The organism is Brevundimonas sp. KH_060 (assembly GCF_057838275.1).
Map to the genome: position 1 here is coordinate 3358356 of NZ_CM174463.1, position 13307 is coordinate 3371662.

Consider the following 13307-nt stretch of genomic DNA (forward strand, 5'->3'; position numbering starts at 1 on the left):
GCGAGGGCCGTCCATGTATCCACACCCTTGACGTGGACATTGAGAGAGACTCGCAAGTGCTGACCCGTCTGGAGATAGAGGCCCTGGGCCTTTCGCGCGGCGAGCGGCGGCTGTTCAGCGGCCTGTCCTTCGCCCTGTCGGCGGGCGAGGCGGCGGCCCTGACCGGGGCCAACGGAGCGGGCAAGACCAGCCTTTTGCGGGCTGTGGCGGGCTTCATCCGGCCCGATGCGGGGGCGATCGCCTTTCATGGCGCCGACGGCGAGATGGAGGCCGAGACGACGCAGCGTTCGGCGCTTCATCTGTTGGGTCACCACGAGGGTCTGAAGCCTCAGCGCACGGCGCGGCAGGAGTTGGGCTTTCAGGTCGAATGGCTGGGCGGTTCGGCCGCCGCCGTGGACGCGGCCGTCGCGCGACTGAAGCTGGCGCCCCTGCTGGATCTGGAGACGCGCAAGCTGTCGGCAGGACAGAGGCGGCGTCTGTCGCTGGCCCGTCTGGTCGCGGCCCCGCGCGCGCTGTGGCTGCTGGACGAGCCGCTGGCGCCGCTGGACGAGGCGTGGCGCGGCGTCGCCGCCGAACTGATGGCCGATCATCTGGCCGGTGGCGGCATGATCCTGGCCGCCGTGCACGACCCCCTGCCGGTTGCAGCGCGGTCATTGGATTTAGGAGGCGTGCGATGAAGGCCGTCCGCGCCCTGTTCGCGCGCGAGCTATCGCTGGCCTGGGGCGGCGGCGGTGGGCCGCTGTTGGCGTGCGGCTTCCTGTTGTGCCTGACCGCCATCCTGCCGCTGGCGGCGGGCGGCGATCCGCGCGTTCTGGCCCCGGCGGCCTCGGGGGCCAGCTGGATGGCGCTGGCCCTGGCGTCCCTGCTGTCGCTGGAGCGGATGTTCGAGCGCGACCTGGAGGATGGGGCGCTGGACCTGCTGGCGACCGGACCTCTGCCGCTGGAGGCGACGGTGGGGATCAAGGCGGTGGCGCAATGGCTGGCGACGGGCCTGCCGTTGGCGCTGGCGGCGCCGGTCGCGGCCCTGGCGCTGGGCCAGCCGCCGAAACTGATCGCGCTGACGGGCGCATCGGCGGCGTTGGGTGGGCTGGGCTTCGCCTTTACCGGCGCGCTGGGCGCGGCGCTGGCGCTGGGCGCGCGGCGCGGCGGACTGCTGATCGCCGTGGTGGTGCTGCCGCTGTTCATTCCGCCGGTGGTGTTCGGGGCGGGCGCTCTGACCCGCGCGGCCAACGGTCAGAGCCCCGGTTCGGCCCTGGCGCTGCTGGCCGCCTATGTCCTGTTCGCTTTGGTGATCGCGCCGATCGCGGGCGCGGCGGCGGTCAGGAACGCACAGGGCTAGCGCGGCTTCAGCGTCACATAGAGCGCGCCATCGCCGCCGTGGCGCTGGTGAGCGGAGGCGAAGCCGGACACCACTCCGCGCAGGTGCGGCCCGGTCAGCCATTCGTGCACAGAGGCGCGGATGATCCCGCCGCCTCGCCTGCCCTGCCCCGTGATGACCAACACCGAACGCAGGCCGCGCATCTGGCAGCCGATCAGGAAGTTGCGCAGCTGATCCTCAGCCTCGAAGCGGCCGAAACCGTGCAGGTCGATGCGCGCCTCGATCGGATCGCGCTCGCGTGACAGGCGGCGCTGGCGGCGCGGCTCAAGCTCTTCCGGCGCCGAGCGAGGCCGTGGCGCAGCGACCTTCGGCGGAGGCGTAGCCGCACGACCTGCTGAAGCGGGCGTCAGGGCCGCATCCCGCTTCTTGCCCGCAACGCCGCGTGGGGGCGGCCCGGCCAAAGGCGACGGCTCATCGAATATCGGAAGGACGGCGCCGGGCGTCACGCGCGCGGCCTTGCGCCGGACAGGCGGCGTCACTGTGGACGTCACCCGGTTCCAGATGCGTTTGTCGTCATCCTCGGTCGCGGAGGCGGCTTTCGGCGGTCCCTTGCCCGAAGGGGGGCGGGCCACGCTCAGCCCTCGTCGTCGAAGGCGTCCGGCGGACCGGGCTCATGGGCCAGCAGGTCGCCGGGCTGGCAGTCCAGCTCGCGACACAGGGCGTCCAGGGTGGAGAAACGCACGGCCCGCGCCTTGCCCGTCTTGAGGATGGACAGATTGGCGACGGTCACGCCGACGCGGTCGGCGAGTTCCGTCAGCGACATGCGGCGCTGGGCGAGGATGCGGTCGAGTTGGACGCGGATGGCCATGGGGTGAGCTTTAGCGTTTCTCGATCAGATCGTCAGTTCGGATTCGCGACGAAGGCGCGCGCCCTCGCGGAACACCTCGGCCAGGACGAAGACGACCAGGACGGAAAAGACGGGGGTGAGCAGGTCGCTGACGCCTTGCGGCTCCATCACGCCGGGGGCGAGGCGCGAGGCCACCAGCCCCTGCACGATCCACACCCCGCCGGTGACGACGGCCAGGATCAGGCCCACATGGCGCAGGCGGCGCACATTGTCCGGCTGGAATGGATCGCCCAGGGTCAGGGTGCGGAAAATCTTGCGCAGATGGCGCAGGATGATGAGGAAGCCCCCGAAATAGGCGCTGAGAGCGCCCAGGGCGAACAGCAGTAGCGGACGCGTCAGCGGCATCTCGCGGCCGTCCGCGCCGTCCGAGACGGTTACGTTCAGATTGTCGATCGGAATGAAGATCGAGGCGACCCACAGAAGCAGCAGCAGGCCGGTGACGAGGATCATCACCACATAGGCCACGTCCAGCGCGATCTTCAGCAAGCTGGCGACGGAGCCGGGACCGATGGTCCTGAGGTTCGGCGTCCGCAGTTGGGCGGCGCGAAGCGGGGTCTGGGCGGCGGCGAGCCGGTTCGGTTTCCGCAAGCGCGTCATCGGGCGTCTCAGGCCGGGGGTCGAGGCGCCGTCGCCGCGGCGGGTCCGGCCGACCCGCGCACGGCTCTATTCTTCACGGCGTTCATGGCGATCGTCAAAGCCCCCTCGCTCGCAGGAGCGGTCAGAAGCTTTGGATGATCAGGGCGATCGCGGCGGCCGGCAGGGAGGCCAGCAGGAAGGCGTTGCCCAGGCTGTGCGCCAGACGGTCCATCAGATTGGTCTTGTGCATGGCTTGCATATCGGTCTCTCCATCAATGCACGTTTTTTGTGCGTATATGTTGTGTCGCTGGATCATTGTTGCGAGATGTTTCTCTCGGCTGAACGGTGCGACCTTCCGTCCTTGAAAATGAAGATAGGTCGTGCGCCGACGAAAGCCAACTTACATATCGTTTAACGATGTTACCATTTCGCAATGGATCGGACGGGACTAAGGTCGCGCCATGAATCTCAAGCTGATCAAGGGGATGCGGCTCGTCGCCGCCACCCACAATCCGGGCAAGGCGCGCGAGATCGAAGCGCTGCTCGACGGACATTACACGATCGTCACCGCCGGAGAGCTGAATCTGCCTGAGCCGGACGAGACGGAGAGCACCTTCGTCGGCAACGCCATGCTGAAGGCGCGCCACGCGGCCCAGGCCTCGGGCGAGGTCGCCCTGGCCGATGATTCCGGCCTGTCGGTCGCGGCCCTGGATGGGGCGCCGGGCATCTATTCTGCGCGCTGGGCCGGGCCGACCAAGGATTTTGATCTGGCCATGAAGAAGGTCGAGCAGCGGCTGGAGGAGATCGCCTCGACCGACCGCCGGGCCTGGTTCACCTCGGCGCTGGCCGTGGCCTGGCCCGACGGCCCCTGTGTAGTGGTCGAGGGGCGGATCGACGGCGAACTGGTCTTCCCGCCGCGCGGCGATCGCGGTTTCGGCTATGATCCGATCTTCCGTCCCGAAGGCTCCGCCCTGACCTTCGGCGAGATGGATCCGGTCGAGAAGGACGCCCTGAGCCACCGGGCGCGCGCCTTCGCCCGTCTCAAGGCGGCGCTGATCGACTAAACACGGCCCTTCTCTCCGGCCGGGGAGAAGGCAGCTGCCGCAGGCAGACGGATGAGGGGGACGTCGGCTCCCTCTGCTATGAAGGCCCGAGATGCCCAACCCGCCCCCTCATCCGAGCGGCTCCGCCGCCCACCTTCTCCCCCGAGGGGAGAAGGGAGGATTGGGCGACTCCATCGCCCTTTATGTGCATTGGCCCTACTGCGCGCGCATCTGTCCCTATTGCGACTTCAACGTGGTGCGCGACCGGGGGCGGACGCAGGAGCAGGCGGGGCTGGCGCAGGCGATTCTGAACGACCTTGAGGCGCAGGCCGCCTTGGTCGGGCCGCGCGCCCTGGCCTCGATCTTCTTCGGCGGGGGCACGCCGTCCTTGATGCCGCCCGACGCCGTGGCGGCGGTGATCGCACGGGCCCGAGCCTTGTTTCCCTCGGCGGGGGACATCGAGGTCAGCCTGGAAGCCAACCCCACGGACGCCGAGGCCGGGCGCTACGCGGCCCTGGCCCAGGCCGGGATCAATCGCCTGTCGATGGGGGTGCAGTCGTTCGACGACGCGGCCCTGAAGTTCCTGGGCCGCGATCATTCGGCCGCTGAGGCGCGCCGCGCCATCGCTTTGGCCGCGCGGGCCTTCCCGCGCCTGTCGATCGACCTGATCTACGCCCGGCCGGGTCAGGGCGTCGCCGACTGGACCGCTGAGCTGACGACGGCGCTTGATCTGGGGTTCGAGCACATCTCGCCCTATCAACTGACCATCGAGGGGACGACGGCCTTCGGCCGGGCCGTGGCGCGCGGCGCCTGGTCGCCGCCGGACGAGGATCTGGCCGCCGCCCTTTATGAGGCGACGCAAGGGACGCTCGAGCGCGCGGGGTTCGAGGCCTATGAGGTGTCCAACCACGCGCGCGACGTCGCCGCCTGTTCCAGCCACAACCTGCACGTCTGGCGCGGCGGGGACTATCTGGGCCTGGGGCCGGGGGCGCACGGGCGGATGACCCTGGCAGAGGGGCGCGTCGCGACCGTGGCCGAGCGCCGCATCGGCGACTATGTCGCGGGCGTCGCCGCCGGATCGCCCTGGGCCGAGCGCGAGGTTCTCGACCCCCGCGACGCTGACGAGGAGCGCGTGCTGCTGGGCCTGCGCACCGTCGAGGGCGTGCCTCTGACCCTGCTGCAGCGGCTGGGGCTGTCGGCGGACGAGGGCCGCCTGGCCGACCTTCTGACGGACGGCTTCCTGAGTCTGAAGGACGGCCGCGTCGCCGCCACGGCGACGGGCCGTCCCTTGCTGGACGCCGTGCTGAAGAGCCTGCTGGTCTAGACGATCAGACCGTCGCCGCCGCCTCTTCGATCAGGTCGCAGATTTCGGACGGGTGCGACGCCAGAGAGGCGTGGCTGGCGTCCAGGGTGATGACCTTGCGGGCGTTCATTCGCGCCGACATCCGCTGCTGATTGGTCGGGGCGATCATGTGGTCCTGGCTCGAGACCTGATACCAGCTCGGCTTGCTGCGCCAGGCAGGCGCCGTGACCGCGTCGCCGAAGGTGGTGGCCAGCGGCGCCTTCTGCGTCACCGCCATGATCAGGGCCTCGTCCGCCGTCAGATCCTGGCAGAAGCTCTCGTGGAACTTGTCGCCCTTGACCCACAGATAGCCGTCGCTGTCGGGGGCCAGGTTGGGGGCGGCGACCGGGGGGTCCTGCTGGGTGATGGCGCCGGGGCTTTCGCCCGCGTCGGGCGCGAAGGCGGCGACGAAGACCAGGGCCGCCACGTTCGGCAGGTCGCCCGCCTCGGACAGCACCGCCCCGCCGTAGGAATGGCCGACCAGGATGACCGGGCCTTCCTGCTGGCGCACCATCTTGCGCACGCGCTCGGCGTCGTCGGCCAGGGAGGTCAGCGGCATCTCGACCGCGTGCAGGGAGGTGTAGCCGCGCCGGGCCAGTTCGGTGATGACCTTGCCCCAATGGGCGGCGCCGCCCCAGAAACCGTGAACGAGGACGATAGAGGCGGATTTGGACATCAGTCGGTTTTCCTTGGAGTTTGGCGGCTCTGACGCCGCGTGTGTCCGAAATGTGTCTAGGTCGCTCGCGTTCCCTGATGGTCGCCGCTTTCACGATACCGTGACGGTGACTAGGATGGCGTCATGTCCGACGCCTCCCTGTTCCCGCCGACCGCCCCGCCCGCGCGCCCCGTTTCGCCGGGTCTCTATCTGGTGGCGACGCCGATCGGGAACTTGCGCGACATGACGCTCAGGGCGCTGGACGTGCTGGCGGCGGCGGATCTGGTGCTGGCGGAAGACACGCGTGTGACGGCCAAGCTGCTGACCGCCTATGGGCTGAAGGCCAAGCTGGAGCGCTGCGACGACCATGCTTCGAAACGCGCGGCCGAGATCGCCGTCGAGCGGTTGAAGGCGGGCGAGGTGGTGGCCCTGGTGTCCGATGCGGGCACGCCCCTGGTGTCCGACCCCGGCTATGTGGTGGCGCGCGCGGCGGCGGCCGAGGGCCTGCCGGTGCACCCCGTGCCCGGTCCGTCCAGCCTGCTGGCCGCCTTGTGCATCGCCGGCCTGCCCGCCGACCGGGTGCTGTTCGCGGGTTTTCTGCCGCCCAAGTCGGCGGCGCGCCGCACGGCGCTGGAGGAGCTACGGCCCGGCCGCCAGACCCTGGTCTTCTTCGAGAGCGGGCCGCGCCTGCGCGACAGTCTGGCCGACATGGCCGAGGTTCTGGGCGCGCGCCCGGCCGCCGTCGCCCGCGAACTGACCAAACTCTATGAGGAATGCGTGCGCGGCGATCTGGCCGATCTGGCCGTCGATCCGCGGCTGGACGCGCCCAAGGGCGAGATCGTGGTGGTGGTTGGTCCCGGCGAGGCCGAGACGGCCAGCGCCGCCGACGCCGACGCCGCCCTGGCCGAGGCCCTGACCCGCCTGCCGCCCGGAGAGGCGGCGGCCGAGGTGTCCAGGGCGCTGAGCCTGCCGCGCAAGCCGCTCTACAAGCGCGCGCTGGAGTTGAAGGGACGGTGAGCCGGGCTCTGCGATCGCATCCGCCGCCGAAGACGCCCAAGGCGGGCTGGCGCCGAAGGCTGGGCGGTCGGTCGCATCGCCAGGGGCACGACGCCGAATGGATCGCCGCCCTGTGGCTGATGCTCAAGGGTTATCAGGTGCTGGCTTTCCGCCTGAAGGGGCGAGGCGGCGAGATCGACATCCTGGCCCGGCGCGGGCGCACTCTGGCCGCCGTCGAGGTGAAGCGCCGCGCGACGCTGGAGGCCGCGACGCTGGCCCTGGGACCGGACCAGCACCAGCGCCTGATCCGCGCGGCCGAGGCGGCGGCGCGCGGGCGACCGGCCCTGGCGGGGCTGAACCTGAGAATCGACATGGTGGCGCTGGCCCCCGGACGCTTTCCGCGTCATCTTCGCGGCGTGATCTCCACGGGAGCGGACCGGCGTTGACGCGCGAGGAAGCAGAGGCGGTGCTGGCCCAGGCGGGACAAGGGCCCGATGAGGCCTTTCCCTTGCTGGATTGCGCTATCGCCTGCGCGATCCACGACTATCCGTTCCGCGACGCCGATTGCGTGAGGATTCTGGCCGATCACGCGGCCCAGCGGCTCAAGGAGCGGGCCGCCAATGAAAGCCCCGACGACGCCCTGACTGAGGCCCTGGCCGGCGACCTGCGGTTGAACGGCGACCTGCTGAACTACGACCATCCGGCCAACACCGACGTGATTGATGTGGCCGAGCGGCGGCGCGGCCTGTCGGCGGTGCTGGTCATCTTCTATCTGGACGCCGCGCGCCGGGCCGGACTGACGGCGGCTCCGGTCGATTTTCCCGGCCACGTCCTGCTGCGGGTCGAGACGCCCGAGGGGCCGGTGGCGCTGGACCCGTTCAGCCAGGGGCGGCTGGTCTTGCCGTCGGAACTGACGCGCCGCGCTCTGCTGGCGGGGTTGACGCCGCATGTGGCTGACCGGCTGGACCTGCTGATGGCGCCGGTCAGCGAGCGTCAGACTTTGATCCGTCTGCAGAACATCCTGTTCACCCGCGCCCTTCAGGCCCGCGACTACGAAGGCGCGGAGCGCTCGGCCCTGCGCCGCGCCCTGCTGGACCCCGAGGATCACCGCCCCTGGCTGGACGTGGCCGCCGCCCGCGAGAAGCAGGGCGCTCTGACCGGCGCCATGCAGGCCCTATCGCGCGCCCGCAGCCTGGGCGAGCCGATCGCCGTCTGCGACGCCCGGTTGGATCGGGTGCGGATGCGGCTGAACTGAAGCGCGGCCTTGCGGCGCGCAGCCTCGCGCCTCAAGTAGGCACTGACGGCGCTTCGGCGCTGAAGCAGCGCGCGCCTGCGGCGCGAGCGATAGCGACTAAAAACCAGCTCAAGCAGCGCGCGCCCGCGGCGCGAGCGATAGCGCCACCAAGAAGGACACCCCATGCTCAAGGTCGCCATCCAGATGGACCCGCTCGAGGCGGTCAACGTCGAGTCGGACACCACCTTCCTGATGGCGCTGACCGGGCAGGCGCGCGGCCACAAGCTGTGGGTCTATGATTTTCGCACCCTGGCGCTGGAGGACGGTCGCCTGTTTTGCCGCGCCCGTCCGGTGACGGTGCAGCGCGAACAGGGGAACCACGCCGACTTCGGCCTGGAAGAGTGGCTGGACCTGGCCGAGGACGTGGACGTCATCCTGATGCGTCAGGACCCGCCCTTCGACATGGCCTATGTCACCGCCACCTATCTGCTGGAGCGGGTGCATCCCAAGACCCTGGTGGTCAATGATCCGGCCGAGGTGCGCTCGGCGCCCGAGAAGCTGATCGCCACCCTCTTCCCCGGCCTGCAGCCGCCGACCCTGGTGTCGTCCGATCCAGAGGCCCTGGTCGACTTCCACCGCCGCCACGGCGATGTGGTGCTCAAGCCCCTGCACGGCGCGGCGGGTTCGGGCGTGGTGCGACTGAAGGCGGACGATCCGAACCTGGAGGCTCTGATCGAGATCCACGCCGCCGGGTCGCGCGATCCGCTGGTGATCCAGAAATTCATCCCGGCCGTTTCGGCGGGCGACAAGCGCATCATCCTGATCGACGGCGAGCCGGTCGGCGCCATCAACCGCATTCCGGCCAAGGATCAGGTGCGCTCCAACCTGCGCGTCGGCGGCACGGCGGCGCCGGTCGAGCTGACCCCGCGCGATCGGGAGATCTGCGCCGCCATCGGCCCCTATCTGAAGGAACGCGGCCTGATCTTCGTCGGCATCGACGTGATCGGCGACTATCTGACCGAGATCAATGTGACCTCCCCCACCGGCGCCCAGCAGTTGCTGAACTTTGCGGGGATCGATGCGACCGAGCGCATGTGGGAAGTCATCGAGCAGAGGAAACGCGCGGCCGCCTGAGGCCGCGTCAGACGGGAGGGGACTTTTATGACCGTACTGAACAAGGCCGGGGCGTCAGCCGTTCTGGCGCTGGCGATCGCCGGCCCGGCGATGGCTCAGGAGGCGTCGCCGAACGTTGAGCCGAAGCGCCCGTCCCTGGAGGTGCTGGAGCGGATCATTGAGACTCGCACGCCGCAGACCCGGATCGAGACGCCGGATCATGATCGCATCAGCGCGCGGCGCATCGATATCGTCGACGCTGACGGGACGATCCGCATGACCCTGTCGGGGGCGACGCCGCCGCCGATCATCGACGGCGTCCAGTACAAGCGGGCTTTCAACGTCGCCGGCCTGATCCTCTATGACGACAAGGGCAGCGAGCGTGGCGGCTTCGGCACGGCCGACGTCGAGGGCGGCATGGCCGTGCTGGCGCTGGACCACCCGGCGATGGACGCGGTCGGCTGGCGCGTGTCGCCCGACGGCTCGGTCAGCTTCGTCTTCAACCAGGCGCCGCCGCTGGTGCGTGAGCCGGGCCTGGGCGGAGCCCTGGTCCCCGGCGTGCAAACGCCGACGCGGATGCGCCTGTCGCTGGCCGCTGACGGCGCGCCTGCGGTTGAGCTCTCGGACAGGAACGACCAGCCGCGCCTGCGTCTGACGGTGACCGAGGAGGGCTTCGGCGCCATCCAGTTCCTGAACGCCGAGGGCCAGGTGGTCCATACGATCGCGCCGGAGGCCGATTTGCCGGCGAGCTGACCGAACAACGCTCTTGCAGCTTTTGTAAGTTCGTGATTTGTTCTCTCGACTGCGGGAGGGAACGGCATGGTCGCGCGGGTGGTGACGGTGGCTTTCGACGGCGTCGATGCGCGCCGAGTCGATGTCGAGGTGCAGCAGGTCGGCTCGCCCGCCGGGGCTTTCGCCATCGTCGGCCTGCCGGACAAGGCGGTGGCCGAGAGTCGCGAGCGAGTGCGCGGCGCCTTTGCGGGCATCGGCCTGGCGCTTCCGGCCAAGAAGGTGATCGCCAATCTGGCCCCCGCCGACCTGCCCAAGGAAGGCAGCCATTTCGACCTGCCGATCGCCCTGGCCCTGTTGGCCTCCATGGGGGTCATCGGGCCGGATGCTCTGGACGGCTGGGCGGCGGTGGGCGAACTGGGCCTGGACGGCCAGGTCGCGGCGGTCGGCGGAACCCTGCCCGCCGCCATGGCGGTGAACGCCATGGGGCTGGGTCTGATCTGCCCTGAGGCCAACGGGCCGGAGGCGGCCTGGGCGGGCGAGGCGCGGCTGCTGGCGCCGCGCTCCCTGATCGGCCTGATCAATCATTTTCGCGGAACTCAGGTGTTGCGCCCGCCCCAGCCGGGGCCGGTGCTGGAAGGGCGCGCCGTTCCCGACCTGCGCGAGGTCAAGGGACAGGAGGGGGCCAAGCGGGCGCTGGAGATCGCCGCCGCCGGGGGCCACAATCTGTTGTTCGTCGGCCCGCCGGGTTCGGGCAAGTCGATGATGGCGGCGCGTCTGCCGGGCCTGCTGCCGCCGCTGACGCCGATGGAGCGGCTGGAGACCTCCATGGTCTGGTCGGTGGCGGGATTGATCGAGCGCGGAGGACTGACGCGCGAGCGACCGTTCAGAGCGCCGCACCATTCCGCGTCGATGGCGGCCCTGACGGGCGGGGGTGTAAAATCTCACTGAGAACGCGAAATCTCACAAGATATGCAAAGTGGAGACGCGCGGCTCCCTCGCGCGTGCGCCCGGAGTTCTGGAAACGTAACCACTAGCGGAAGATGCTTCCGAACCAAGCCCACAGACCCTTTTTGGCGGGCAGCATAGGTGCCGGTTCCGGCGCGGACGACGGGGCGGGCGGGGCGGGTGCCGTACCGTAGTGGCGCTGGACGTCTCGTCGGTCGTGGTCCCTGACACGTGCAATCTGTTCGGGCGACATTTCACCGGCCCATTCGACCCCGTCCCGGCGAATCCAGTAGTGCGACTGGCACGGCAAGCTCCAGCTACCGACCGACGGTGTCAGAGATACCACCTCTCCGTCAAAATAGAGCTGCCATCCCACCGGGCTTAGCGGGGTAACGACCTCTGTACCGCAGCCGCAGAAGCAGCGGTGCGAGGCAGTCGCGAACTCCATCGCGATATAGAGCGTGTCCGCCTCCATCTCCCTCGGGATGAAGTCGACGAACTCGCGACTGATCTTCCGGTTCGTCCTCATTCGCTCTCGTCGTTCGTCAGTTCGTTGGTGTCGATCGTGTAGGTGCTGTGCCGCTCACGCCCGAAATCGACGTAGAAGCCCCACATCTTCTTCCAGGTCACGACCGCTAGGATCGCGTTGAGCGCGTTCAGGTCGGCCACTTGGATGTTGCGATTGTAGTCGTCTTCGCCCTCGGGGTTGGCAAACGAAATCAACCCGCGCTGGCGGATATGCTCCCGCTTTGTGGGCGTACTGGTGGTGACGCGCACCACCCCGCCCAACATGCCGTCCCGGGCATAGATGCCCATCCCGACATCAATGAAGGGCAGTCCGAACTGCTCCAGCCGCTCGACGATCAACGCCTTCGCTTCGCCGTCGTCAATGCACAGGAAGACGAAGTCCGCGTCCCTCAGCGCATCAATGTTTGAGGCGTCCAGGTACTCAGGGTGCGCTTTAATCCCCCGGCGCATCTTGGCGTAGATGCCGGCGAAGTAGTGCACCTTGAAGGGCTGCGCATCGAGATCTTCGCCCGAGGCTGCGCCCGGCGCACGGAACGCGTTGTGCTGATGGAAGACGTCGCCATCGTAGAGATGGATTTCTTCGACGGGGGTCTTCGCCAGCTGATCCAGTACGTAACCGCCCGTGCCGCCCAGCCCAATGATGACGACCTTGCGTCGTTCCAGCTTGGCGGTGATCGCCGTGATCTCGGCCCGGGGCGAAGCGGTGTCCAGGTAATGAAACACCGAATCCCCGTCCTCCGACGAGGGCACGAAGCCGCCCGGGTTGGGAACCGCTCCGGGTTCTAGTACCGAAGCCGGTCCGCTCAGGATCGCTCCGTAGGTCACAACCTTCTCGTAGTAGTCGTCGTACTTCTGCTTGGGCGGCTTGGCCGAGAAGTAGTGCTGGGCGACGAGCCCGGACGCGAGATCGAACGTGCCCGAACTGTTGACGATCGCCGTCAGGTTTTTGCCGTGTTGGTCGCACGGGTAGTCACCGATGAAGTGGGTCGTGTGTTCGACCGGGTTCACCGTCATGTCATTCGCTAGGGTCAGCGGCATGACGAGCGTGCCGCGTTGCACCTCCCGCCTCTCATTCACGTACGGAATGTTGCTGACGACGAGGTGCGCGTGGCGGACGGTTACGTGGTAACCGTCCGCCAGCAGGCGAGATAGATCGGCGCTACGAGCGATTGGTCTGCGTGACAACGAAAATCATCCCGTTCTTGATGTTGACCGAGCCGCTTTCCGGCAGAGTGCCCTTGGGGTTCTCCTTCGGGCCTTTGCTGTAGGTGATGGTGAAGAGCACGTCCGGGCCGGTGGGTACCGGTTGGAAGGCGAGCGCCACTAGCTGCGCGTAGTTCACCGTGTCCGCGTTGACCGTCTCTTCGCGAGCATTGACGATGATGCGGTAGCGGCGACGCTCCGAGCGGATGCGCTCGGTGCCGCCGGCGCTCAGCTCGACGCTCGTGCCGGGCTCGATCTCGAGATCGGAATCTTTCTCCCGTTCCAGTATCAGGATTTTGTTGGGCTGCGCGCCCATGATGTCGCGCAGGTCAGCTTCGCTGATCGACGCCGCGCCCCACTCGTATCCACGCTCGTCGCCGACGAAGTTGTAGGCGCGGTCGGAATGGAATGCTCGGAACTCCTCGCGCCCCGGTTCGCCCAAATCGACGTCCTCGTCCAGGCCGATCGACTTGGAGCCCGGCCGCATCAGCTGGATCAGCACGTGGTCACTCGCCGGGTCGAAACCGGCCGTCTGCAGTAGGCCCCGGCCGTCTTCGACCTTGTCACGGGTTTCGTAGTCAGTCCCGTTCACGACGAAACGGAACTTATTGTTGTCGCGGTCGGCCATCTAGCCCTCCTTCGCCAGGGCGGAATGCCCTGTCGCTTAGAATGGTGGGCGCGCTAAGAATGTCAAGCGCTGACTTTGCAAGCTTGA

The 13307-nt window shown here is 68.5% G+C and carries 16 protein-coding genes and 1 pseudogene; 10 read left to right on the forward strand and 7 right to left on the reverse strand.

The annotated features are described in order from the left end of the window. The first annotated feature begins 56 nt into the window (after window positions 1-56). Window positions 57-677: a heme ABC exporter ATP-binding protein CcmA gene (gene ccmA / locus AC3IPP_RS16635; protein ID WP_489149750.1), complete on the forward strand. Its 621-nt coding sequence runs from the start codon at window positions 57-59 to the stop codon at window positions 675-677. After that, window positions 674-1339: a heme exporter protein CcmB gene (ccmB, locus tag AC3IPP_RS16640; RefSeq protein ID WP_489149751.1), complete on the forward strand. Its 666-nt coding sequence runs from the start codon at window positions 674-676 to the stop codon at window positions 1337-1339. Before ccmA ends, ccmB begins: the two co-directional genes overlap by 4 nt. Here ccmB and AC3IPP_RS16645 read toward each other — a convergent pair. From AC3IPP_RS16645 to AC3IPP_RS16655, 3 genes are read right to left on the reverse strand one after another with little or no spacing between them, the layout of a single operon-like run. Beyond that, a complete protein-coding gene (locus AC3IPP_RS16645; RefSeq protein ID WP_489149752.1) occupies window positions 1336-1950 on the reverse strand; it encodes a Smr/MutS family protein in 615 nt (204 codons plus the stop codon). The genes ccmB and AC3IPP_RS16645 overlap by 4 nt on opposite strands. A 2-nt stretch (window positions 1951-1952) precedes the next feature. Next, on the reverse strand, window positions 1953-2186 hold the full coding sequence (locus AC3IPP_RS16650; protein ID WP_003166522.1) for a helix-turn-helix domain-containing protein: 234 nt from the start codon (window positions 2184-2186) through the stop codon (window positions 1953-1955). Window positions 2187-2210: 24 nt separating this feature from the next. Continuing rightward, the gene (locus AC3IPP_RS16655; RefSeq protein ID WP_087141216.1) at window positions 2211-2822 is read right to left on the reverse strand and encodes a DUF2975 domain-containing protein; all 612 of its coding nucleotides are present in this window, start codon (window positions 2820-2822) and stop codon (window positions 2211-2213) included. A 440-nt stretch (window positions 2823-3262) separates the two neighbouring features. On the opposite strand from AC3IPP_RS16655, the gene rdgB reads away from it, so the two are divergent. Further along, a complete protein-coding gene (gene rdgB, locus AC3IPP_RS16660; protein ID WP_489149753.1) occupies window positions 3263-3865 on the forward strand; it encodes an RdgB/HAM1 family non-canonical purine NTP pyrophosphatase in 603 nt (200 codons plus the stop codon). A 235-nt stretch (window positions 3866-4100) separates the two neighbouring features. Next, window positions 4101-5168, forward strand: coding sequence for a radical SAM family heme chaperone HemW (gene hemW, locus AC3IPP_RS16665; RefSeq protein WP_489177469.1), 1068 nt, complete (start codon window positions 4101-4103; stop codon window positions 5166-5168). A 4-nt stretch (window positions 5169-5172) separates the two neighbouring features. Here hemW and AC3IPP_RS16670 read toward each other — a convergent pair whose 3' ends face one another. Then, window positions 5173-5862 carry an alpha/beta hydrolase gene (locus AC3IPP_RS16670; RefSeq protein WP_489149755.1) on the reverse strand — a complete coding sequence of 230 codons (690 nt, stop codon included), beginning with the start codon at window positions 5860-5862 and terminating at the stop codon, window positions 5173-5175. Between the two features lie 123 nt (window positions 5863-5985). On the opposite strand from AC3IPP_RS16670, the gene rsmI reads away from it, so the two are divergent. From rsmI to AC3IPP_RS16700, 6 genes and pseudogenes are all read left to right on the forward strand, one after another. Beyond that, entirely contained in the window at window positions 5986-6858 is an 873-nt protein-coding gene (gene rsmI, locus AC3IPP_RS16675) for a 16S rRNA (cytidine(1402)-2'-O)-methyltransferase (RefSeq protein WP_489149756.1), read from the forward strand. Further along, window positions 6855-7283 (forward strand): YraN family protein, encoded by a 429-nt coding sequence (locus tag AC3IPP_RS16680; protein ID WP_087141219.1) that lies wholly within the window; start codon window positions 6855-6857, stop codon window positions 7281-7283. The genes rsmI and AC3IPP_RS16680 overlap by 4 nt, the downstream gene beginning before the upstream one ends. Beyond that, on the forward strand, window positions 7280-8092 hold the full coding sequence (locus AC3IPP_RS16685; protein WP_087141220.1) for a SirB1 family protein: 813 nt from the start codon (window positions 7280-7282) through the stop codon (window positions 8090-8092). The genes AC3IPP_RS16680 and AC3IPP_RS16685 overlap by 4 nt, the downstream gene beginning before the upstream one ends. A gap of 162 nt (window positions 8093-8254) precedes the next feature. Further along, window positions 8255-9205, forward strand: a complete 951-nt coding sequence (gene gshB / locus AC3IPP_RS16690) for a glutathione synthase (RefSeq protein WP_489149757.1) — start codon at window positions 8255-8257, stop codon at window positions 9203-9205. Window positions 9206-9232: 27 nt separating this feature from the next. Beyond that, on the forward strand, window positions 9233-9937 hold the full coding sequence (locus AC3IPP_RS16695; RefSeq protein ID WP_489149758.1) for a hypothetical protein: 705 nt from the start codon (window positions 9233-9235) through the stop codon (window positions 9935-9937). Window positions 9938-10003: 66 nt separating this feature from the next. Further along, window positions 10004-10849, forward strand: a pseudogene (locus AC3IPP_RS16700) (ATP-binding protein); the annotation flags it as partial. 97 nt (window positions 10850-10946) lie between these two features. Here AC3IPP_RS16700 and AC3IPP_RS16705 read toward each other — a convergent pair. Genes AC3IPP_RS16705 through AC3IPP_RS16715 form a run of 3 tightly spaced genes read right to left on the reverse strand, consistent with a single transcriptional unit; the run spans window position 10947 to window position 13220 of the window. Continuing rightward, window positions 10947-11390 carry a ubiquitination-like system serine protease family protein gene (locus AC3IPP_RS16705; RefSeq protein ID WP_489149759.1) on the reverse strand — a complete coding sequence of 148 codons (444 nt, stop codon included), beginning with the start codon at window positions 11388-11390 and terminating at the stop codon, window positions 10947-10949. Continuing rightward, window positions 11387-12574 (reverse strand): ThiF family adenylyltransferase, encoded by a 1188-nt coding sequence (locus tag AC3IPP_RS16710; protein ID WP_489149760.1) that lies wholly within the window; start codon window positions 12572-12574, stop codon window positions 11387-11389. Before AC3IPP_RS16710 ends, AC3IPP_RS16705 begins: the two co-directional genes overlap by 4 nt. Next, the gene (locus AC3IPP_RS16715) at window positions 12549-13220 is read right to left on the reverse strand and encodes a multiubiquitin domain-containing protein (protein WP_489149761.1); all 672 of its coding nucleotides are present in this window, start codon (window positions 13218-13220) and stop codon (window positions 12549-12551) included. Before AC3IPP_RS16715 ends, AC3IPP_RS16710 begins: the two co-directional genes overlap by 26 nt. Between the last annotated feature and the right edge of the window lie 87 nt (window positions 13221-13307).

Bases quoted from the DNA above. Each gene is read 5' to 3' on its own strand.
- ccmB (WP_489149751.1), top strand. From the start codon at position 674: ATGAAGGCCGTCCGCGCCCTGTTCGCGCGCGAGCTATCGCTGGCCTGG.
- AC3IPP_RS16650 (WP_003166522.1), bottom strand. From the start codon at position 2,186: ATGGCCATCCGCGTCCAACTCGACCGCATCCTCGCCCAGCGCCGCATG.
- AC3IPP_RS16655 (WP_087141216.1), bottom strand. From the start codon at position 2,822: ATGACGCGCTTGCGGAAACCGAACCGGCTCGCCGCCGCCCAGACCCCG.
- rdgB (WP_489149753.1), top strand. From the start codon at position 3,263: ATGAATCTCAAGCTGATCAAGGGGATGCGGCTCGTCGCCGCCACCCAC.
- AC3IPP_RS16670 (WP_489149755.1), bottom strand. From the start codon at position 5,862: ATGTCCAAATCCGCCTCTATCGTCCTCGTTCACGGTTTCTGGGGCGGC.
- rsmI (WP_489149756.1), top strand. From the start codon at position 5,986: ATGTCCGACGCCTCCCTGTTCCCGCCGACCGCCCCGCCCGCGCGCCCC.
- gshB (WP_489149757.1), top strand. From the start codon at position 8,255: ATGCTCAAGGTCGCCATCCAGATGGACCCGCTCGAGGCGGTCAACGTC.
- AC3IPP_RS16695 (WP_489149758.1), top strand. From the start codon at position 9,233: ATGACCGTACTGAACAAGGCCGGGGCGTCAGCCGTTCTGGCGCTGGCG.
- AC3IPP_RS16705 (WP_489149759.1), bottom strand. From the start codon at position 11,390: ATGAGGACGAACCGGAAGATCAGTCGCGAGTTCGTCGACTTCATCCCG.
- AC3IPP_RS16715 (WP_489149761.1), bottom strand. From the start codon at position 13,220: ATGGCCGACCGCGACAACAATAAGTTCCGTTTCGTCGTGAACGGGACT.